Raw genomic sequence first — 20196 nt, forward strand, 5'->3', positions numbered from 1 at the left:
CTGAACCGTTCAGTCTAGCCAATCCGTGATCCAGGCAAGCGCCGGGGGACCCGACTGGCTATCGTTACCTCATACCTGGTCGAACGGGACGCGGCTCGATCGACAGGGCAACACCCGATGACCAGCGCTGCGAAAAAGGCTGCCGAACGCTTACAATCCCCCCTTTTTCAGGCAACCCAGGTAAACCAGTCAGTCTATGGCGCTCGACCCTATTACGATGTTGACCATCAGCGTCGCTCTTGCAGCGGCTGCCGCCCTGTACCTGGCGGTGGAATGGCGCAGCATCCGCGAACCCTCCCTGCTGTTCTGGAGCGCAGGGTTTGCAACGATTTGCGTGGGCTCGACCCTCGCCCTGCTGCGGGTCAGCGGGATGCTGCTGATCGGTATCTGGTTCGCCAACGGCTTGCTGGTGACGGCTCACTTCCTGTTCCTTCTGGGCGTCGCACGGTTCACCGAAGTGCGCCTGTCCCGTGGCTGGTACCTGATTTTCGCCGCCTGGCTGGCCCTGCTGTTGCTGCCGGAAGAACCGTCGTGGTCGAAGATCATGCTGGTGGCCAATTCGCTGCTGGTGGCCTTGCCGACCCTCAGGGCCAGCTTTCTCCTGCGGCCCCATGGCCGGTCATTGAGCGTGGGTGCGGTGCAGCTGCGGTTTGTGCTGTTGACCCACGGACTGTTCTACACGGCCAAGGCCATCTCGGTGGTCATTCCGGGCACGCTGATCGATCTGGCGGCCTTGCGTGGCGAGATCATCCAGATCTCGCTGGTCGAGGGCGCAATGGCGATCATGCTGATCGCCCTGTCGATGACCGGAACCGAGCGCTACCGGCGGGAAAAACGCATCGCACGACTGGCCGCGCGCGATCCGCTGACCGCCCTGTACAACCGACGCGCGCTCGAGGTGCGGGCACCGCGCCTGCTGGAGGAAGTTTCCAGCGTGCGACCCGGGGCGCTGCTGCTGATCGATATCGACAACTTCAAACTGGTCAACGACCTGTACGGCCACACGGCCGGCGACCGCTTGCTGATTTCGCTGAGCGAGATGATCCGCTCGGTGCTGCCTGAAGGCGCGCTGGCGGCCCGCTTGGGCGGTGACGAGTTCGTCATCCTGCTCAATGACGCCTCGAGCGAACGCATCGTCGGGCTGGGCAACACGCTGCGTCATCGTTTTCACCAGACGGCCACGCAGACATTCGTCACGCCGCAACCGGTCACCCTGAGCATCGGCGCCAACCTGTTCAACCAACCGCCGACCAGCCTGGCGGCCCTGATCGAACAGGGCGACGCGGCACTCTATGAATCCAAGCGTGGCGGCCGCGACAGCCTGCGCCTGGTGGACCGGACCCTGGCCAGCGGCGAACTGCAGCGCCATTGATCGTCCACCCTACTCCTCGCGTCCCTTGCCCTCCCGGTCATGCGCGTAGCGACGGCTGAGCGCAAACGGCGGCAGCCAGGCTTCGCGGCGGCTGATCCAGCTTTCGTACGTGGGGATCAGTTGATCGGGGGCGTCCAGCGAACCCAGGTTCACTTCGATTTCGTCATCGCTGCGGGAAAACACCGAAGAGCCGCAACGGGGGCAAAAAAAACGCCCGGCGTAGTCACGGGTTTCACCCTCGATCGTCACCGCCCGCTCCGGGAAAATCGCCGACGCATGAAACAGCGCCCCGTGATGTTTACGGCAATCGAGGCAGTGGCACACACCGACCCGATAGGGGCGCCCTGCCGCCTCGATGCGGACGCTGCCGCACAGGCACCCCCCGGTGAATCGGTCCATGGCGCACCTCGTCTTGAAGTTGTGTGGTCCTATCCATAGTAGCCGCCATTGGTCGTGGCAGACTTGATCTATAGACGCGTCATGACTTAATTTGAATCCATGGACTCAATTTGAGGTGTCAAACATGGCCGTTGCCCTCCAGCCATCAGCGTTTACCAAAAACCAATGCGTCACGGGCCTGCGTGCAGCGGTCGGCATCCTTGAAAAATGGCGGGCGTCCAGTGAGCAGGCCTGCCGCATCCTGCGCATTTCCCGCAGCACCTACACCCGCGCCCGTCAGCAGGACCCCGATTGGGCCGTGGCGCTGGACGCGGACCAGATGCAGCGCATCAGTTTCGTGCTCAACATCCACGCCGCCCTGCGCCTGGTGTTCGACAACCCCGAGAACGTCTACGGCTTTGTGTCGATGAACAACGACAACGAATTTTTCAATGGTCGCTCGCCACTCGAGATCATGGCGCAGGGCGACATGATTTCCCTGTATGAAACCTTCCGCCGCATCGACGTCCTGCGGGGTGCGCAATGGTGAGGCTGGACGAGCTGCCAGCCCTCCCCGACCAGCCATTGCAGGCTTACCGGCTGGTCAATTCGAAATTCCCGCCGGTGGCGTTGTTCGACGACGTGGCGGATGCCGATGCGTTCGACGTGCTGTATCAGATCCAGGAACTCACCAACCCCAGGCTGAAAAACGAGGTCGGTCGACTGGAGCTGATCCGGCGCAGTGAGATTCCCTTCGGCATTCCCGGCTGCTCCTACGCGACTGCGCCCTTTACCCACGTCAACCCGGCGGGTTCGCGCTTCAGCGATGGCAGTTTTGGCGTGCTGTACCTGGCGGACACCCTGGAAACCGCACTGGCTGAAGTGAAGCATCACCAGAGCCTGTACTGGTCGAAGGTCCCGCGCCTGAACTATGAGCGGTTCGTCTTTCGTGGCCTGTCCTGCTCGTTCATCCAGGCCGGGATGAAAGACGCGACCGGCATTGCCCTGACCGATCCGGTTTACGATCCCGACGACTACACCGCTGCCCGGCGTCTGGGGAAAAAGGTCAGGGAAGCCAAGTGTCCCGGGCTCCGTTACCACTCAGTGCGCAACGTCGGCAGTCACTGCTGGGCGCTGATGACACCGCGGCCGGTGGTGTCGGTGATTCAGGCGGCGCATTACGAGATGATCTGGAATGGGCAGATGACCAGCGTCAGCCAGATCAGCGAGGCTTGATGCCCCTCCTACCTCGACCTGTGGGAGTCCAACCACTCATTAGCGCCATCGATAGTCACCATCAGTTCAATGAAGTTCTCTTAAAAATTCCGGGGCGTAACATCACACCCATACCAACCAATAACACCCCGGAGCACACCACCATGAAACGCCAAATCATCCTCAGCATCGTTCTCTCGGTACTCGCCGCTAACGCCTTCGCCGCCAAACCACCGCGCACCATGATCGCCGAAGGCGGCTCTGATCGCCTGATCGAACGCCGTGTAGCCGAAGGTGGTTCGGACCGTCTGATCGAACGCCGTGTAGCCGAAGGTGGTTCGGATCGTCTGATCGAACGTCGCGTTGCCGAAGGCGGTTCGGATCGTATGATCGAACGTCGCGTCGCCGAAGGTGGTTCGGATCGTCTGATCGAACGCCGCGTCGCCGAAGGTGGTTCGGATCGTCTGATCGAACGCCGCGTCGCCGAAGGTGGTTCGGATCGTCTGATCGAACGTCGCGTCGCCGAAGGTGGTTCGGATCGTCTGATCGAACGTCGCGTCGCCGAAGGTGGTTCCGACCGTCTGATCGAACGTCGCGTCGCCGAAGGTGGTTCCGACCGTCTGATCGAAAGCCGCGCCGTATGAAGCCTCGCTCCAGCGCAATACCCAACAAAAAGCCCGGCCTGATCAGCCGGGCTTTTTCGTGTGCAAGGGGTTACCTGTGGGAGCGAGCAGGCTCCGGGCGTCCATCGCCGGCAAGCCGGTCACGCTCCCACGGGTCTGTCAGTGATGAATATCCCGATCCTTGGTTTCCGGCATGAAGAAAATGCCGAGAACGGCCGTCATCACTGCGATGACAATCGGATACCACAGCCCGTAATAGATATCCCCCGTGGCCGCAACCATGGCGAATGCCACGGTCGGCAGGAAGCCGCCGAACCAGCCATTGCCGATGTGATACGGCAGCGACATCGAGGTGTAGCGGATGCGCGCCGGGAACAGTTCCACCAGCCACGCGGCGATCGGACCGTAGACCATGGTCACGTAGATCACCAGGATGGTCAGCAGCAACAGCACCATCGGGTAGTTGGTCTTGGCCGGGTCGGCCTTCTCCGGATAACCGGCATCCTTCAGGGCCGTGCCGAGGGTGGCGGTAAAGGCGTCGTTGCGGGTCTTGAATTCGGCGGCCGGCATGCCGGTGCCTTCGAAGCTCTCGACCACCTGGTTGCCGATCCGGATCTGCGTCACGGTGCCCGGTGCGGCCTTTTCATTGGTGTAGGGAATGGCCCGCTTGGCCAGCACGGTCTTCGCCAGGTCGCAGGACGTGGTGAATTTGGCCTTGCCCACCGGGTCGAACTGGAACGCGCACTGGTCAGGATCGGCGACCACCGTCACCGGGTTTTTCGCCTGGGCGGTGAACACATCGGGGTTACCGTACTGGGTCAGCGCGTGGAAGATCGGAAAGTAGGTCACGGCCGCCAGAATGCACCCGGCCATGATGATGCCCTTGCGCCCGATGCGGTCGGAGAGGCTGCCGAAGATCACGAAAAACGGCGTACCGATCAGCAGCGAGCCGGCAATCAGCAAGTTGGCTGTCTGCGGGTCGATCTTGAGCGTTTGCAGCAGGAAGAACAGTGCATAGAACTGCCCTGTGTACCAGACGACGGCCTGGCCGGCCGTGCCGCCGAGCAGCGCCATGATCACGATTTTCAGGTTGTCCCAGCGCGCGAAGGACTCCGTCAATGGCGCCTTGGACGCCTTGCCCTCGGCCTTCATTTTCAGGAACACCGGCGACTCGCTGAGTTGCAGGCGGATGTACACCGAGATGATCAGCAGCAGAATCGACAGCAGGAACGGAATCCGCCAGCCCCAGGCTTCGAAGGCTTCGGTGCCAAGGATCGTCCGGCAGGCAAGGATCACCAGCAGCGACAGGAACAGGCCGAGGGTCGCGGTGGTTTGAATCCATGAAGTGAAAAAGCCGCGGCGATTTTTCGGCGCATGTTCGGCCACATAGGTCGCCGCCCCGCCGTATTCACCGCCCAGTGCCAGGCCCTGCAACAGCCGCAGGGTAATCAGGATGATCGGCGCTGCGACACCGATGGTCGCGTAGCCGGGCAGAAACCCGACGATGGCGGTGGAAATGCCCATGATGACGATGGTGATGAGGAAGGTGTGCTTGCGCCCGATCATGTCACCCAGGCGACCGAACACAATGGCGCCGAAAGGCCGCACGGCAAACCCCGCCGCGAACGCGAGCAAGGCGAAGATGAAGGCCGTGGTTTCGTTGACGCCGGCGAAGAAGTGCTTGGCGATGATCGCGGCGAGGGAACCGTAAAGGTAGAAGTCGTACCATTCGAACACAGTGCCCAGGGACGAGGCGAAAATTACCTTGCGCTCTTCCCTGGTGATCCCGTGGTTGGGCGAGTTGCCCGTGGTGGTGTCGATTGCGGCCATGAGTCTTCTCCGTGTTTTTTCTTGTGTCAGGCCGGAGCACCTTCATTACCACTGTCGCACCCGGGCCCTGGGGCTGAAGTCATCGGATTACGGAACACGCAAAGCAGGGGTACAGCCTCGCCTCACATCACGGCGAGGTTTCCTGAAGCATAATCAGCTTCGCGCAGATATCCACTCGCCATCATGGATATTGATACATCGCCCTGCTCATTGTCGCAGCGAGCCTGCTCCGGGCGGCGTTCCGACGAAGAACGCACCCGCAACGCAGTGCGCCAGGCAACCAGCGTCACCGTTGACCCTCGCGAACAGGCTCGCTCCTATAGTTGAATCATCCAGCTCTTAATCTCGGCGCTGAACTTGTGATACATAGCAGCTTGTCCTGCACCCTGAGGCTTGCTCATGTACACACCCCTTCGCCTGCCGCACCTGCTGCTCTGCGCCCTTTCGTGCCTCATCGCCAGCGGCGCCCAGGCCGATGCCTCCGCGCCGCCGCCCGCCAGTTTGCAGCCGCTGCTGGCGACCATGAACGAACGCCTGTACATGGGCGACCAGGTGGCGCTGAGCAAATGGGACAGCCGTAGACCGATCCAGGACAGTGCCCGGGAAGCGCAGGTCATCGCCAACGCGAGAAAGCAGGCGCTGAGCCGTCAACTCGATCCGGACGAGGTCGCCGAGTTGATCGCCGCGCAGATCGAGGCCAGCAAACTGGTGCAGTATGGGTTGCTTGCGCAGTGGCAGGCGGCGGGCAAGGCGCCCGACTTGCCGCGCCCCGACCTCGAAAAGGAAGTGCGGCCGCATCTGGATGAACTGCAAAAGCGCCTGTTGCAGGCGTTCGCCGAGTTTGCGCCCTATCGCACCGACCCCAATTGCGCCCAGTGGCTGGCCAAGGGGCGGTCCGCCCTGATCAAGGATGGTCTGCATGGCCAGGGGTTGATCCGCGCCACCGGGGACTTGTGCGTCGTCAACTGACCCAGGCAGGCCGGTCTATGGCGCCTGGAACGTCTGCAGGTACGCCAGCACATCCTCGATTTTCTGCGGATCGCTGAGCCCCCAGAAAATCATCCGGGTGCCCGGCACGACTTTCTTCGGCGCCTCGAGGTACGCGGTGAGCGTTTCACGGGTCCAGACCAGCCCGGCGGATTTCATCGCGTCGGAATACTGGTAATCCGTGGTGCCTGCCGAAGGGCGGCCGAAAAGGTTGTTGAGCTGCGGACCAAAAGACGCCCGCGCCGACTCCCCGACCTGATGGCAGCCCCCGCAAATCCGCGGGAACAGTTTCGCCCCGGCTTCGGCATCGCCGGCCGCGTGGGCCAGTGGCGCGAGCAAACCGGCGTTGAGCGCCAGGATCAAGGTGAGGACAGCGGTTTTCATCAGGCAGGGTTCCAGCGTAGAAAGTTTGAACGTCACGGATCACGAAGGCGCGTCAGTTTGCGCCAGAATGACACCGACGTCGAACGGGTTGGCGGTCCCGCGACTGCGGCCACTTTCGCTCATCAAAACTTGCGTCATGCAAAATCAGGCTAAGCTGTGAGCAGCTTATTGCTCACGATGCTCGCTTCTGCAGGGTTGTGGTTTTTCTGGAGAGCGTCTGCAACAGCTACCTCAGACAGGCCCAACTTGTTCACGCAGGAATGACGTGATGACCGAGCCCCTCCTCAGTTTTGACGCGCTCAAGCGCGCTGCCGCCGCTGGTGAAATCGATACCGTTCTGGTCTGCATGGTCGACATGCAGGGACGCCTGGTGGGCAAGCGCTTCCAGGTCGAATTTTTCATCGACAGCGGCTACCAGGAAACCCACTGCTGCAACTACCTGCTGGCCGACGACATCGACATGGAGCCGGTGCCCGGTTACGCCGCCGCGAGCTGGAGCAAGGGCTATGGCGATTTCGTGCTCAAGCCGGACATGGCCACCCTGCGCCGGGTGCCGTGGCTGGAATGCACGGCGCTGGTGCTGTGCGACGTGCTCGATCACCACCATCGCAAGGACCTGCCACACAGCCCGCGGGCGATCCTCAAACGCCAGGTCGAACGCCTGCGCGAACGGGGTTACACCGGCATGTTCGCCTCGGAACTGGAGTTCTACCTGTTTGACGAGAGTTACGAACAGATCCACCAGCGCAACTACCGGCAACCGAAAACCGCCGGCCATTACATCGAGGATTACAACATCCTGCAGACCACCCGCGAGGAGCCCGTGCTGCGGGCAATCCGCAAGCACCTGCAGGCCTCGGGCATCCCGGTGGAAAACTCCAAGGGCGAATGGGGGCCGGGCCAGGAAGAGATCAACATCCGCTACGCCGATGCGATGACCATGGCCGACCACCACGTCATCATCAAGCACGCGTGCAAGGAGATCGCCGATCTACAGGGCAAGGCGATCACGTTCATGGCCAAATGGCGCTATGACGCCGCCGGTTCCAGCAGCCATATCCATAATTCGCTGTGGGACAAGAACGGCAAGAAGCCGCTGTTCTACGACGCCAAAGCCGAGTTCGGCATGTCGAAACTGATGCGTTCGTGGGTCGCCGGACAGCTCAAGTACGCCAACGACATCACCTGTTTTCTCGCGCCCTACATCAACTCCTACAAGCGCTTTCAGGCAGGCACCTTCGCGCCGACACGGGCGGTGTGGAGCCGCGACAATCGCACCGCCGGCTTTCGCCTGTGTGCCGAAGAAAGCAAATCCATCCGCATCGAGTGCCGCATCGGCGGCGCCGACCTCAACCCCTACCTGGCTTTCGCCGCGCTGATCGCCGCGGGCCTGGCCGGGGTCGACGAAAAGCTCGAACTCGCGGCGCCGTTCGAAGGGGACGCCTACGCCGATGAGCGCTCGCCGGAAGTCTCGAAAACCTTGCGCGAGGCCTGCTCCGCGCTCAAGGGCTCGAGCATGTTGCGCGAAGCGTTCGGCGATGACGTGGTGGAGCACTACGTGCACACCGCCGAATGGGAGCAGAAAGAGTACGACCGGCGTGTCACCGATTGGGAACTGCAGCGCGGCTTCGAGCGCTATTGAGATCACCATGACTGCGAAGATTGAGCTCATTTCCCCGGTGGATGGCCGGGTCTATGTCGAGCGCGAGTGTGCCGATGCGTCACAGGTCGAGCAGGCGCTCGCCGCCGCGCAAACCGCCCAGGCGGCCTGGCAGCGCCGCCCCTTGAGCGAACGCGCAACGTTGTGCAGCGCCGCTGTCGACAGGCTGCTGTCGATGCAGGCGCAGATAGTCCCTGAGCTGGCCTGGCAGATGGGCCGCCCGGTGCGTTATGGCGCCGGCGAGCTGCGTGGCTTTGCCGAGCGGGCACGGCACATGATCGCGATTGCGCCGCAAGCGCTGGCAGCGGTGGAGCCCGAGCCCGTCGCCGGCTTTCGTCGTTACATCAAACGCGAGCCGCTGGGCACTGTACTGGTAGTCGCCCCGTGGAATTACCCCTACCTGACGGCGGTCAATACGATCATCCCGGCGCTGATGGCCGGCAACAGCGTGATCCTCAAACATGCCTCGCAAACCCTGCTGGTGGGCGAGCGTTTTGCCGAGGCCTTTCGCCAGGCGAACCTGCCTGAAGGGCTGTTCCACAACCTGCTGCTCAGCCATGCGCAAACCGCCGGTATCATCGCCTCGGGCCGAGTGCAGCAGGTGAATTTCACCGGTTCGGTGCAGGCCGGCCAAGCCATGGAGGCCGCCGCCACGGGTCGCTTCATCGGCATGGGCCTGGAGCTCGGCGGCAAGGACCCGGCCTACGTGCGTGCCGACGCCAACCTTGAGCACGCGGTGGAGAACCTGGTCGATGGCAGCTTTTTCAATTCCGGACAAAGCTGCTGCGCCATCGAACGCATTTACGTCGACCAGCGCCTTTACCCGGCGTTCGTCGAGCGCTTCGTGGCCCTGACCCGCCAATACGTGTTGGGCAATCCGCTGGAGGAAGCCACCACGCTGGGCCCGCTGGTGTCGCCCGACGCCGCCGATTTTGTCCGTGGGCAGATCGCCGCCGCGCTGGCCCAGGGCGCCAGGGCGTTGATCGACGCCAGGGATTTTCCCGCCGATGTGCCGGGCAGCGCCTACCTGGCGCCGCAGGTGCTGGTGGACGTGGATCACCGGATGTCGGTGATGCGCGACGAAAGCTTCGGCCCGGTGATCGGCATCATGCCGGTGGCCGGTGACGACGAAGCCATTGGCTTGATGAACGACAGCGAATTCGGCCTCAGCGCGTCGATCTGGACCCAGGATCTGGCCACCGCAGAACGCCTGGGCGACGAGATCGCCACCGGCACCCTGTTCATGAACCGCTGCGACTACCTGGACCCGGCGCTGGCCTGGACCGGGGTCAAACACAGCGGGCGCGGCGCCACCCTGTCGCGCCTGGGCTACGAGCACCTGACCCGGGCCAAATCCTTTCATCTGCGTCACGAGGTGTAGGCCATGAACCTGACTGGAAACTGGAACTATCCCACCAGCGTACGCTTCGGTGCCGGACGTATTGCCGAGCTGGCTGACGCCTGTCGCAGCCAGGGCATCCAGCGCCCGCTGCTGGTGACCGACAAAGGGCTGGCCCAGGCGCCGATCACCACCGCCGCGCTGCAGTCCATGCTCGCCGCCGGCCTGGGTGCGGCGCTGTTTTGCGACCTCAAGCCCAACCCGGTGCAAGCCAACCTCGCCGGCGGGCTCGATGCCTGGAACAGCGGCCAGCACGATGGCGTTGTCGCGTTTGGCGGGGGCAGCGGGCTGGACATGGGCAAGCTCATCGCCTTCATGAGCGGTCAGACCCGACCGGTGTGGGATTTCGAAGACATTGGCGACTACTGGACCCGCGCCGACGCAGACCGCATCGCCCCGGTCATTGCGGTGCCGACCACCGCAGGCACCGGCTCCGAAGTCGGCCGCGCGGCGGTGATCATCGATGAAAGCAGCCACACCAAACGCATCATCTTCCACCCGAAAATGATGCCACGGGTGGTGATCAGCGACCCTGAGCTCACCGTCGGCATGCCGGCGAAAATCACCGCCGGCACCGGTATGGACGCACTCTCCCACTGCCTGGAAGCGTATTGCGCCCCCGGTTTTCATCCGCTGGCCGACGGCATTGCCGTGGAAGGCATGCGCCTGGTCGCCAGTGCCCTGCAACGCGCCGTGCACACGCCCACGGACCTCGAGGCCCGGGCGCAAATGCTCGCCGCCGCCGCGATGGGCGCCACCGCGTTCCAGAAAGGCCTGGGCGGCATGCACGCGTTATCGCACCCGGTGGGGGCGCTGTACGACACCCACCATGGCATGACCAATGCCACGTTCATGCCCTATGTCCTGCAATTCAATCGCGCGGCCATCGAGGAGCGCATCACCCGCCTCGCCGCCTATCTGGGCCTGCCCTCCCCGGGCTTCGACAGTTTCCTGGATTTCGTCCTCAAGCTGCGCGAAGACATCGGCGTTCCCCATACGCTGCAGGCGCTGGGCGTGGATGACCGCCAGGTGGACCTGATCGCGGACATGGCGATTGTCGACCCCTCGGCCGGCGGCAATCCGCTGCCGCTGACCAAGGACGGCGCCACGCGCATTTTTGCCGCGGCTTATCACGGCCGCGTGTAGATCCAGAGCAGTAACGGTTGTAAAGGAGCAGTACGACAAGGTGTTGAAGGCCAGCCCATTGCGCAGACGCCAATGGATTGTTCAAAACCTGAAGGGGTACACCGCATGAACCCGACAAGCCAGCCTGGCGCCGAGACGCACGACGAGGACGTCAAGGCGCTGCACAGCATGGGCTACGCCCAGCAACTCTCGCGACGGATGGGGGTTTTCTCCAACTTCGCGATATCCTTTTCCATCATCTGTATCCTCTCCGGTGGCATCAACTCACTGGCCCAGGGCACCTCGGGTGCCGGGGGGGCATCGATTGGCATCGGCTGGCCCATCGGCTGCCTGATCTCCGGCGTGTTCGCCCTGGCGATGGCGCAGATTTCCTCGGCCTACCCCACTGCCGGCGGCCTTTATCACTGGGGTTCGATCCTGGGTAACCGCTTCACCGGCTGGCTGACGGCCTGGTTCAACCTGTTGGGACTGGTCACCGTGCTCGGCGCCATCAACGTCGGCACCTACTACTTCTTCTTCGGCGCCTTCGGCCCGGCCCTGGGCATGGAGGACACGACCACGGTCAGGGTGATTTTCCTGGCGATCCTCACCGGCATCCAGGCCCTGTGCAACCATCTGGGGATCGGCCTCACCGCAAAGCTCACCGACTTCTCGGGCTACCTGATTTTCGCCACGGCGCTGGCACTGACCATCGTCTGCCTGATCTCGGCGCCCAGCTATGAATTCGTGCGGTTATGGACGTTCGGCAACTACTCTGGCGCAGCGGGCGGCAGCGTCTGGCCAGAGGTCTCCAACAGCTGGGTGTTCATGCTCGGCCTGCTGCTGCCGATCTACACCATCACCGGCTACGACGCCTCGGCCCACACCTCCGAAGAAACCCGCAATGCCGCGATGTCGGTGCCCCGAGGCATGGTCATGTCGGTGATCTGGTCGTTGCTGTTCGGCTGGGTGATGCTCAGCTCGTTCGTACTGATGCTGCCGAGCATGGACGAAGCGGCCAAACAGGGCTGGAACGTGTTCTTCTGGGCGATGGACACCCAGGTCAATCCCAGCGTCAAGTTCGCCCTGTACGTGGCCATTTTCGTTTCGCAATTTCTCTGCGGGCTGGCGACCGTGACGTCGGTGTCGCGCATGATTTTCGCGTTCTCCCGTGACGGCGGCCTGCCCTGCTCGAAAGCGCTGGCCTCGGTGTCCCCGACCTTTCGCAGCCCGGTGGCGGCGATCTGGACCGGCGCCACCCTGGCGGTGCTGTTCGACTGGGGCTCGTCGGTGATCTCCATCGGCGAGACACCGGTCTACACCATCGTGGTCTCGTGCACGGTGATCTTCCTGTTCTTCTCGTTCATCATTCCCATCGTGCTGGGCCTGTTCGCCTACGGCACCGCGAAGTGGCCGACCATGGGGCCGTGGAACATGGGACGCGGGCTGTACACGCTGTTTTCCCTGCTCTCGATCGTGTCGATGGTGGTGATCTTCGTCATCGGCATCCAGCCTCCCAACGACTGGGCTCTGTACATCACCATCGGTTTCCTGGTGCTGACGGCCATCGTCTGGTTCGGCTTCGAGGCGCGGCGCTTCCAGGGGCCGCCGACGGGCGACCTGATCGTCAAGCGCCAGGCCGATATTGCAGCGGCCGAGGCGGCGCTGGACAAGCGCGGTTGATTCATCGTGGGAGCGCGCCTGCTCGCTCCTACGATCAACGCCACGATAAAGGCCCCGACGGTGCGAGCCGGCGGGGCCTTTTTCGTGGGGCGGGCAAACCGTCGAATCGATCCGCTACGGACCCGACCAACCGGATTGCGTACTCACCCAGCGTTCACTCACTGAACGTTTTTCAGCTTGATCACGTCACCGGACACCTTGGTGGTGTAGCCGTTGAGGACCCAGGCCCAGAACCAGCTTTCCTGGACCTGGGTGTTGATCAGTGCGTCGCCGCCCTTGGCCTTGATCGCCGCGTCCTGTGCGCGGACGAAGCGGCTGTTCTGGCGGATCGGGATGAAGCCGAAGAGCATCAGGCCGGTGGCGCTGGCTTCGCTGTGGCCAACGACGGTGTATTGGCTGGCGTCGTATTGCTGAGTCTTCATCGCGGTGCCGGTGCAGCCGGCCAGAACCACGCCGAAGAGGGAAACGGCAAGCACTTTGCTGAGGTAATTCACTGTGTCACTCCATAGGTAAACGCCCGGGATCCATCTCTCGAGCGGCGCACACCTTACCCCAACTGCTTGTCGATGAGTATCAGGCGAAACCCTTGCTCACGATCTGGCAGCACTCCTTCATTCGGCTTACCATGCGGCGCATCCCATTCATTATCGATAGACGGCGGTACAGCATGATCGAGGTCACCGAGGTTTCCATTGCCGAACTGCGCGCGGCGCTCGAGTCCGGCCAGACCACGGCAGTGGAACTGGTCGAGGCCTATCTCGCCCGCGTGGACGCCTATGACGGCGCCGATACACCGACGGCCCTCAACGCGGTCGTGGTGCGCAACCCCGAGGCGCTCGAGGAAGCGCGAGCCTCCGATGCCCGCCGGGCACAGGGCCGGACAATGGGCCCGCTCGACGGCATTCCCTACACGGCCAAAGACAGTTACCTGGTCAAGGGCCTGACCGCCGCCTCCGGCAGCCCGGCCTTTGCCAACCTGATCGCCTACCGCGATGCCTTTACCATCGAGCGCCTGCGCGCGGCCGGGGCGATCTGCCTGGGCAAGACCAACATGCCACCGATGGCGAACGGCGGGATGCAGCGCGGCGTCTATGGTCGCGCGGAAAGCCCCTACAACGCCGATTACCTCACCGCCCCCTTCGCCTCCGGCTCCTCCAACGGTGCCGGCACCGCCACCGCCGCCAGTTTCGCAGCGTTCGGCCTGGCGGAGGAAACCTGGTCGAGCGGTCGCGGCCCGGCGTCCAACAATGGCCTGTGCGCCTATACGCCTTCCCGGGGTGTGATTTCGGTGCGCGGCAACTGGCCGCTGACACCGACCATGGACGTGGTCGTACCGTTCGCCCGGACCATGGCCGACCTGCTGGAAGTGCTCGATGTGGTCGTCGCCGAAGACCCCGACACCCGTGGCGACCTGTGGCGCCTGCAACCCTGGGTGCCGATTCCGAGTGTCGCCTCGGTGCGCCCCGCCACCTACACCGAACTGGCGGTGAAGGCCGATGCCCTGGTCGGCAAACGCCTCGGTGTGCCACGCATGTTCATCAACGCCGACCCGGAAGCCGGCACCAGTGAGGCACCGGGCATCGGCGGCCCGACCGGGCAACGCATCCACACCCGCCCCTCGGTGATCGCGCTCTGGGAAGCGGCGCGCAATGCCCTGGAGGCCGCCGGCGCCGAAGTGGTCGAAGTGGACTTCCCGCTGGTCTCCAATTGCGAGGGCGACCGTCCGGGTGCCCCGACCGTGTTCACCCGGGGCCTGGTCTCCAAGGAGTTCCTGCATCACGAGTTGTGGGACCTGACGGCCTGGGCGTTCGATGATTTCCTGCGGGCCAACGGCGACCCGAAGCTCAACCGCCTGGTGGACGTCGACGGCCCGCAGATTTTCCCCCACGACCCCGGAACCCTGCCCAACCGCGAAGGCGATCTGGTCGCCGGCATGGACGAATACGTGCGCATGGCCGAGCGTGGTATCACGCCATGGGACCAGATCAGCACCGTTGCCGATGGACTGCGCGGGCTCGAACAGACCCGCCGCATCGACCTCGAGGACTGGATGGACCGGCTGGGGCTCGACGCGGTGCTGTTCCCGACGGTGGCCGACGTGGCCCCGGCCAATGCCGATGTCGACCCGGCCAGCGCCGACATCGCCTGGAGCAACGGTGTCTGGGTCGCCAACGGTAACCTCGCCATCCGCCACCTCGGCGTGCCGACCGTCACGGTGCCGATGGGCGTCATGGCGGACATCGGCATGCCGGTCGGGCTGACGTTTGCCGGGCGTGCCTATGACGATTCGGCGTTGCTGCGCTTCGCCTCGGCCTTCGAAGCGACCGGCAGCAAACGGATGATTCCGCCACGCACCCCGCCGTTGTAAACCGGCAAAAAAACTCGAACTTGCCGTTGGCCGGGCGCATCCAATGGATAGGCCAACGGAGGACTGAGACATGAACGAGAAAGACCACACCCGTAACCCGCAGCCCGCTCCAAACGCGCCACCGACCGACTCGTCGGGCAAGCCGGTGAATGTGGTGGAAAGGGATCTGCGCGATCCGGACAGCGACACCGAAGGCGTGGACAAGGTCATCACGCCGTCCTCGACCCGCACCCAGGAACAGGACGCCGAAGAACTGAAACGCAAGACCGACGAGATCGAGCGCAAGGTGGCTGATGGCAACTGACCGAGCAGCACCGAACCCCCTGTAGGAGCAAGCTCGCTCCTACAGGGGGCAAACCCACTTCCATGGAGGTAAAAAAGAACATGATCACCTGCTACCTGAAATATGTGCTGGACCCTTATCAGATCGAAGCCTTCGAACATTATGGGAAGCTCTGGATTCCCTTGGTCGAAAAATTCGGCGGCCAGCACCACGGCTATTTCCTGCCGTCCGAAGGCGCCAGCAATATCGCCCTGGCCATGTTCAGCTTTCCCAGCCTTGCGGCTTACGAACACTATCGCCAGGACTCCATGAAAGATCCCGAGTGCATCGCCGCCTTCAAGTACGCTGAAGAAACCCGCTGCATCCTCAGCTACGAGCGCAGTTTTTTCAGGCCGGTATTCGGTGCTCAGGCACAGCCAGGCTGATCGTCCCGGTCGTGCACTGCCCTCAGCCAGGAGCGCCACGCATGCGTTTGTCATCCCGAACCGCCCGTCCCTGGCTGCGCTCGCTGCTGCTGTGCTTTGCCGCCACGGCCAGTGCCGAGCCACCTCCCGAGCACATGGTCTATCTGCGCACGATTGACCCGACCATCGAGCAGGACATCCGCTATGCCAGTGCTCACAACTTCACTGGCCATCCACTCGACGGATACGCGGCCGCCGAGTGCCTGCTGACGCGGGAAGCGGCCAACGCCCTGGCCCGGGTCCAGGCCTCATTGCGCACGCAAGGCTATGGCCTGAAGGTGTTCGATTGTTATCGACCGGCGCGTGCCGTGGCGGACATGGGGCGCTTTGCCACACAGCCCGGTGATCCGCGCAAGGCCGAGTTCTACCCCCGCGTGGACAAGCAGGACTTCTGGCGCCTGGGCTATGTGGCGCGGGTGTCGAATCATTCCCGAGGCTCGACCGTGGACCTCACCTTGACCGGGTCGAAGGCGCTGCCCGCCGCCACCTGGAGCGCCGACGCCGGGCAAGTCGATTGCACGGCGCCCTACGCTCGACGCTGGCATGACGGCGCACTCGACATGGGCACCGGTTTCGACTGTTTCGACGAACGCACCCATACCGATAGCCCCTTGATCAACACTACGGCCCGGGACCATCGCCGGCTTCTGAGCCAAGCGATGGAAAAACAGGGGTTCACGGGGTATTCGAAGGAATGGTGGCACTTCACCTACAGCGCTGCCACTCAGGGGTCTGGCACGCCAAACGACGTCATGGACTTCCCGATCACCTCGCCGGACACAGGCACCGCGCTCGCGGGCAGCCAGCAACTGATCGTGGTGACCAGCAAGGACTGGAATGACAGCCGAGGCACCGCTCAACGCTACACGCGGGAGGGCCGGCGCTTTCGCAAAGATGGCGAGGCCTTTGCCGTGATGCTCGGCAAAAACGGCATGGCCTGGGGCAAAGGCCTGAACAGTGTCGAGCCGGGCGACGACCCGGTGAAACGTGAAGGCGATGGAAAGGCCCCGGCCGGCGTGTTCAAACTCGGAACGGCGTTTGGCTACGATGCGACGGCGGCCACCCCGCTGCCCTACCTCGCCCTGACACCGAGCATTGAATGCGTCGACGACAGTCGCTCCGCACGCTACAACGAACTGGTCGACGGCGCGCAGACTGCCAAGGACTGGACCAGCTCCGAACAGATGCGCAACGAGCCCGGCTATCGCCAGGGCATTGTCATCGAACACAACACCCCGGCAACCCCCGCTGCGGGATCGTGCATCTTCTTCCATATCTGGCGCAGTCCGACCTCGCCCACGGCCGGCTGCACGGCCATGGATCAGGCGAACATCGCCCGCTTGCTCGAATGGCTGGACCCACGCCGAGCGCCGCTGCTGGTACAAATGCCCGAGGCGCAATACGCGCAGTGGCGTGAACGCTGGAATCTGCCGCCACGCTAACCGGTCAGCCCTGCTTCAAGTCCAGACAATAGGTGTAATAACCGCTATCGCGCACGTAGCCCAGGGACTCGTACAAACGTTGTGCGACGTGATTATCGGTGGCGGTTTCCAGTGTCAGGCCTTTGGCCCCGCTCAGTAAGGCAAAGGCTCGCGCGGTGTTCATCAACTGCTTTCCAACCCCGCGACCACGGGCAGCGGGTGCGCTGAAAAGATCACCCAGCAACCAGGTACGGTGCGCCTCGATGGAGGAAAACGTCGGGAACAACTGGACGAAACCCAGCGCCTGGCCCGCCGCGTCCTCGGCAAAAAAGATCACCGACTCATCCCTGGCGATACGTTCGGCGATGAAGTCGCGGGATTGCTTCAGGTTCGAGGGCTGGCCGTAGAAGCCTCGATAGGCGTCGAACAGGCTGGCAACACCGTCGAGGTGGGTGGCGTCGGCGCGATGAATCTGGACATCCATGAGCGTGGTCTCCACAAGGCAGTCGGGGTGAGTCGGACCATGTCGATAAACGGCGTGACGATCAACCTAGAAAACGATAGCCGCCACCGGCTGCACATCGATCCGTGCCACCGAGCCCGTCAGATGCGCCAGGTCCTTGTTGTGTTCGGCGATGATGTCTTCGGCCGTGAGGCTGCCGTTGTCGACGGTGGAGTGAGCGTCTGCCGCCAGCACCACGTCGTACCCCAGTTTCAGTGCCTGGCGCACGGTAGCGTTGACGCAATAATCGGTTTGCAGGCCGCAGATGACCAGGCGTTCGAAATCCTGGACCGGCAGCAGCTTCTGCAGCGGGGTCTGGTAGAACGAATCACCCGTGGTCTTGCGTACGCGCCCATCCTGGGGCTGAACATCCAGCCCGGCAGCCAGTTGCCAACCCTCGGCGCCGTGGGCCAGCGGGCTGCCCGGTTCTTCGTGCTGGATCACCACCACCGGCACACCGGCCTTGCGCGCACGGGCGCTCAGGCCATTGATGGTGTCGATGACGCGCGCGATCTCGAAACACTCATACTCGCCCGCGCAGAGCGCCTGCTGGACGTCGATGATTAACAATGCGCTGGTCATGGTTCCTTCCTTGTGATGTCGGTGGGCAAGGAGACAGAAAGTAAATCTGTCCCCTTGTTCTGACAAGCCCTAGTAACCGAGCGACAAACCGGTGTTGCGCCGCGGATCGTTAGCCCCGTAGAAACGGTTCTTGCCCACCGGCTTGCCTTCCAGCGAAGGCGCGCCGACCAGGATCGCCGCCACGTGGTTGGCATCCTGCGGCCCGGCGAACTTGTGCCCCCAGCTTTCGAGGATCTTGACCGTGTCCGGGCTGGTGGTGAAGGTCTCCAGGTTGGTCTCCTCCGGCAGCCACTGCTGGTGGAAACGCGGCGCATCCACCGCTTCCTGGATGTTCATGCCGTAGTCGATCACGTTGAGGATGGTCAGCAAGGTCGCGGTGATGATGCGGCTGCCGCCGGGCGTGCCGACCACCATCACCACCTTGCCGTCCTTGGTGACGATGGTCGGGCTCATCGACGACAGCGGTGCCTTGCCGGGGGCGATGGCGTTGGCCTCTCCCTGCACCAGGCCATACATGTTCGGCACGCCGATTTTCGAGGTGAAGTCATCCATTTCATCGTTGAGAATCACCCCGGTCTTGCTCGCCATGACCCCGGCGCCAAACCAGTCGTTCAGGGTGTAGGTCACCGAGACCGCGTTGCCCCACTTGTCGACGATCGAGTAGTGGGTGGTGTTGCTGCCTTCGTGCGGCGCAACGCCGGGCTTGAGTTCGCTGGACACTGCGGCCTTTTGCGGATTGATGGCCGCACGGATTTTCGCCGCGTAGTTTTTATCCAGCAGGTGGCTGATCGGGTTCTTCACGAAGTCCGGATCGCCGAGGTAGCTGTTGCGGTCCACGTACGCATGACGCATGGCTTCGATCTGGTAGTGCATGCCCTGCGCCGAGTGGTAGCCCAGGTCCTTCATCGGGTAGCCGTCGAGGATGTTCATGATCTCGCAGATCACCACGCCTCCGGAGCTGGGCGGTGGCGCCGAGACCACATGGTAGCCACGGTAGTCGCACTCCACCGGGGCCAGTTCGCGGGTCTTGTATTTGTCCAGGTCAGCCTGGGTGATGATGCCCTTGCCGGCCTGGCTGGAGGTGACGATGGCGTCGGCCACCCAGCCCTTGTAGAAACCGTCGGCGCCCTTCTCGGAGATTTCCCGCAGGGTCTTGCCCAGGTCCTTTTGCACCAGCTTTTGCCCGACCTGCATCGGCTCGCCGTTGCTGAGGAAGATCGCGCCGGAATCCTTTATGTCCTTCTTGAACACGTCGGTGGCGGTTTCCAGCAAATCGACATCGCCCTGCTCCAGCACGAAGCCGTCTTCGGCCAGCTTGATCGCCGGGGCAATCACTTCCTTGCGGGGCTTGGTGCCGTACTTGCTCAACGCCAGCTCCATGCCGGACACGGTGCCCGGTACGCCGACCGCCAGGTGGCCGCGGGTGCTGAGTTCGGGAACGACATTGCCCGCCTTGTCCAGGTACATGTCGGCGGTTGCGGCCAACGGCGCTTTTTCGCGGAAATCGAGGAAAGTCTTGCGCCCGTCCGCCAGTTGAATGGTCATGAAACCGCCACCGCCCAGGTTACCGGCCGCGGGGTACACCACCGCCAGCGCATAGCCGACCGCGACGGCGGCATCGACGGCGTTGCCACCGTTCTTGAGCACGTCCACACCAACGTGACTGGCCAGGTGCTGGGCAGTGACGACCATGCCGTTTTCGGCGGCGACGGGAGCCACGGAGGCTGCGTAGGACGTAAGGCAGGAGAACGCCAGGGAGGTCGCAATGAGCGATTTGGCAAAAGATTCGAACTTCATGGGTCTGTCTCTTTTTGTTTTCAGGCTCTGCACCAGGCAGAGGACAACGCTTCAAAAGCAAAGGCAAGTATGGTCGGGATTGGGTTTTGCGCCTCCCCGATCAGGCAGTATGCTTGCCTCTCG

At 63.1% G+C, this 20196-nt stretch carries 20 protein-coding genes; 13 read left to right on the forward strand and 7 right to left on the reverse strand.

The window, feature by feature from the left end; translation table 11 throughout:
* Positions 1 to 196: 196 nt before the first annotated feature.
* Positions 197 to 1372, forward strand: coding sequence for a GGDEF domain-containing protein (locus tag ACM6IM_RS16015; protein WP_192304092.1), 1176 nt, complete (start codon positions 197 to 199; stop codon positions 1370 to 1372).
* A 9-nt stretch (positions 1373 to 1381) separates the two neighbouring features.
* Here the strand turns inward: ACM6IM_RS16015 and ACM6IM_RS16020 are convergent, their stop codons facing one another.
* Complete coding sequence (locus ACM6IM_RS16020; RefSeq protein ID WP_414865677.1) at positions 1382 to 1771, reverse strand: GFA family protein; 390 nt, start codon at positions 1769 to 1771, stop codon at positions 1382 to 1384.
* Between the two features lie 124 nt (positions 1772 to 1895).
* On the opposite strand from ACM6IM_RS16020, the gene ACM6IM_RS16025 reads away from it, so the two are divergent.
* The 3 genes from ACM6IM_RS16025 to ACM6IM_RS16035 all read left to right on the forward strand — a co-directional run bounded on the left by ACM6IM_RS16025 (position 1896) and on the right by ACM6IM_RS16035 (position 3609).
* Entirely contained in the window at positions 1896 to 2300 is a 405-nt protein-coding gene (locus ACM6IM_RS16025) for an antitoxin Xre-like helix-turn-helix domain-containing protein (RefSeq protein WP_192304096.1), read from the forward strand.
* On the forward strand, positions 2294 to 2986 hold the full coding sequence (locus tag ACM6IM_RS16030) for an RES family NAD+ phosphorylase (RefSeq protein WP_414865678.1): 693 nt from the start codon (positions 2294 to 2296) through the stop codon (positions 2984 to 2986). The genes ACM6IM_RS16025 and ACM6IM_RS16030 overlap by 7 nt, the downstream gene beginning before the upstream one ends.
* A gap of 143 nt (positions 2987 to 3129) precedes the next feature.
* Complete coding sequence (locus ACM6IM_RS16035; protein WP_414865679.1) at positions 3130 to 3609, forward strand: phage infection protein; 480 nt, start codon at positions 3130 to 3132, stop codon at positions 3607 to 3609.
* A gap of 138 nt (positions 3610 to 3747) precedes the next feature.
* Here the strand turns inward: ACM6IM_RS16035 and ACM6IM_RS16040 are convergent, their stop codons facing one another.
* The gene (locus tag ACM6IM_RS16040) at positions 3748 to 5418 is read right to left on the reverse strand and encodes an MFS transporter (RefSeq protein WP_414865680.1); all 1671 of its coding nucleotides are present in this window, start codon (positions 5416 to 5418) and stop codon (positions 3748 to 3750) included.
* Between the two features lie 399 nt (positions 5419 to 5817).
* On the opposite strand from ACM6IM_RS16040, the gene ACM6IM_RS16045 reads away from it, so the two are divergent.
* Complete coding sequence (locus tag ACM6IM_RS16045) at positions 5818 to 6387, forward strand: chorismate mutase (protein WP_414865681.1); 570 nt, start codon at positions 5818 to 5820, stop codon at positions 6385 to 6387.
* A 15-nt stretch (positions 6388 to 6402) separates the two neighbouring features.
* Here ACM6IM_RS16045 and ACM6IM_RS16050 read toward each other — a convergent pair whose 3' ends face one another.
* Positions 6403 to 6792, reverse strand: coding sequence for a c-type cytochrome (locus ACM6IM_RS16050; RefSeq protein WP_192304865.1), 390 nt, complete (start codon positions 6790 to 6792; stop codon positions 6403 to 6405).
* A gap of 265 nt (positions 6793 to 7057) precedes the next feature.
* On the opposite strand from ACM6IM_RS16050, the gene ACM6IM_RS16055 reads away from it, so the two are divergent.
* The 4 genes from ACM6IM_RS16055 (at position 7058) to ACM6IM_RS16070 (ending at position 12656) form a co-directional block, all read left to right on the forward strand.
* A complete protein-coding gene (locus ACM6IM_RS16055) occupies positions 7058 to 8431 on the forward strand; it encodes a glutamine synthetase family protein (protein ID WP_192304105.1) in 1374 nt (457 codons plus the stop codon).
* A 7-nt stretch (positions 8432 to 8438) separates the two neighbouring features.
* Complete coding sequence (locus tag ACM6IM_RS16060; RefSeq protein ID WP_414865682.1) at positions 8439 to 9830, forward strand: aldehyde dehydrogenase family protein; 1392 nt, start codon at positions 8439 to 8441, stop codon at positions 9828 to 9830.
* A 3-nt stretch (positions 9831 to 9833) separates the two neighbouring features.
* Complete coding sequence (locus ACM6IM_RS16065) at positions 9834 to 10994, forward strand: iron-containing alcohol dehydrogenase (RefSeq protein ID WP_201190617.1); 1161 nt, start codon at positions 9834 to 9836, stop codon at positions 10992 to 10994.
* A gap of 105 nt (positions 10995 to 11099) precedes the next feature.
* Positions 11100 to 12656, forward strand: coding sequence for an amino acid permease (locus tag ACM6IM_RS16070; protein ID WP_201190619.1), 1557 nt, complete (start codon positions 11100 to 11102; stop codon positions 12654 to 12656).
* A 158-nt stretch (positions 12657 to 12814) separates the two neighbouring features.
* On the opposite strand, the gene ACM6IM_RS16075 is transcribed toward ACM6IM_RS16070, so the two are convergent.
* Positions 12815 to 13150, reverse strand: coding sequence for a hypothetical protein (locus ACM6IM_RS16075; RefSeq protein WP_192304113.1), 336 nt, complete (start codon positions 13148 to 13150; stop codon positions 12815 to 12817).
* Positions 13151 to 13323: 173 nt separating this feature from the next.
* Here ACM6IM_RS16075 and ACM6IM_RS16080 point away from each other — a divergent pair, with 173 nt between their 5' ends.
* The 4 genes from ACM6IM_RS16080 to ACM6IM_RS16095 all read left to right on the forward strand — a co-directional run bounded on the left by ACM6IM_RS16080 (position 13324) and on the right by ACM6IM_RS16095 (position 17213).
* A complete protein-coding gene (locus tag ACM6IM_RS16080) occupies positions 13324 to 15024 on the forward strand; it encodes an amidase (protein WP_414865683.1) in 1701 nt (566 codons plus the stop codon).
* Between the two features lie 70 nt (positions 15025 to 15094).
* Positions 15095 to 15328 (forward strand): hypothetical protein, encoded by a 234-nt coding sequence (locus ACM6IM_RS16085; protein ID WP_192304117.1) that lies wholly within the window; start codon positions 15095 to 15097, stop codon positions 15326 to 15328.
* 80 nt (positions 15329 to 15408) lie between these two features.
* Entirely contained in the window at positions 15409 to 15732 is a 324-nt protein-coding gene (locus ACM6IM_RS16090) for an NIPSNAP family protein (RefSeq protein ID WP_414865684.1), read from the forward strand.
* A 41-nt stretch (positions 15733 to 15773) separates the two neighbouring features.
* On the forward strand, positions 15774 to 17213 hold the full coding sequence (locus ACM6IM_RS16095; protein ID WP_414865685.1) for a M15 family metallopeptidase: 1440 nt from the start codon (positions 15774 to 15776) through the stop codon (positions 17211 to 17213).
* 4 nt (positions 17214 to 17217) lie between these two features.
* Here the strand turns inward: ACM6IM_RS16095 and ACM6IM_RS16100 are convergent, their stop codons facing one another.
* From ACM6IM_RS16100 to ggt, 3 genes are all read right to left on the reverse strand, one after another.
* Entirely contained in the window at positions 17218 to 17676 is a 459-nt protein-coding gene (locus ACM6IM_RS16100; RefSeq protein ID WP_414865686.1) for a GNAT family N-acetyltransferase, read from the reverse strand.
* A 66-nt stretch (positions 17677 to 17742) separates the two neighbouring features.
* Entirely contained in the window at positions 17743 to 18276 is a 534-nt protein-coding gene (locus ACM6IM_RS16105; RefSeq protein ID WP_414865687.1) for a cysteine hydrolase family protein, read from the reverse strand.
* Between the two features lie 69 nt (positions 18277 to 18345).
* Positions 18346 to 20073 carry a gamma-glutamyltransferase gene (gene ggt, locus ACM6IM_RS16110; protein ID WP_192304129.1) on the reverse strand — a complete coding sequence of 576 codons (1728 nt, stop codon included), beginning with the start codon at positions 20071 to 20073 and terminating at the stop codon, positions 18346 to 18348.
* Between the last annotated feature and the right edge of the window lie 123 nt (positions 20074 to 20196).

The sequence above is a fragment of the Pseudomonas sp. IT-P12 genome, assembly GCF_949767465.1.
Classification (GTDB): Bacteria; Pseudomonadota; Gammaproteobacteria; order Pseudomonadales; family Pseudomonadaceae; genus Aquipseudomonas.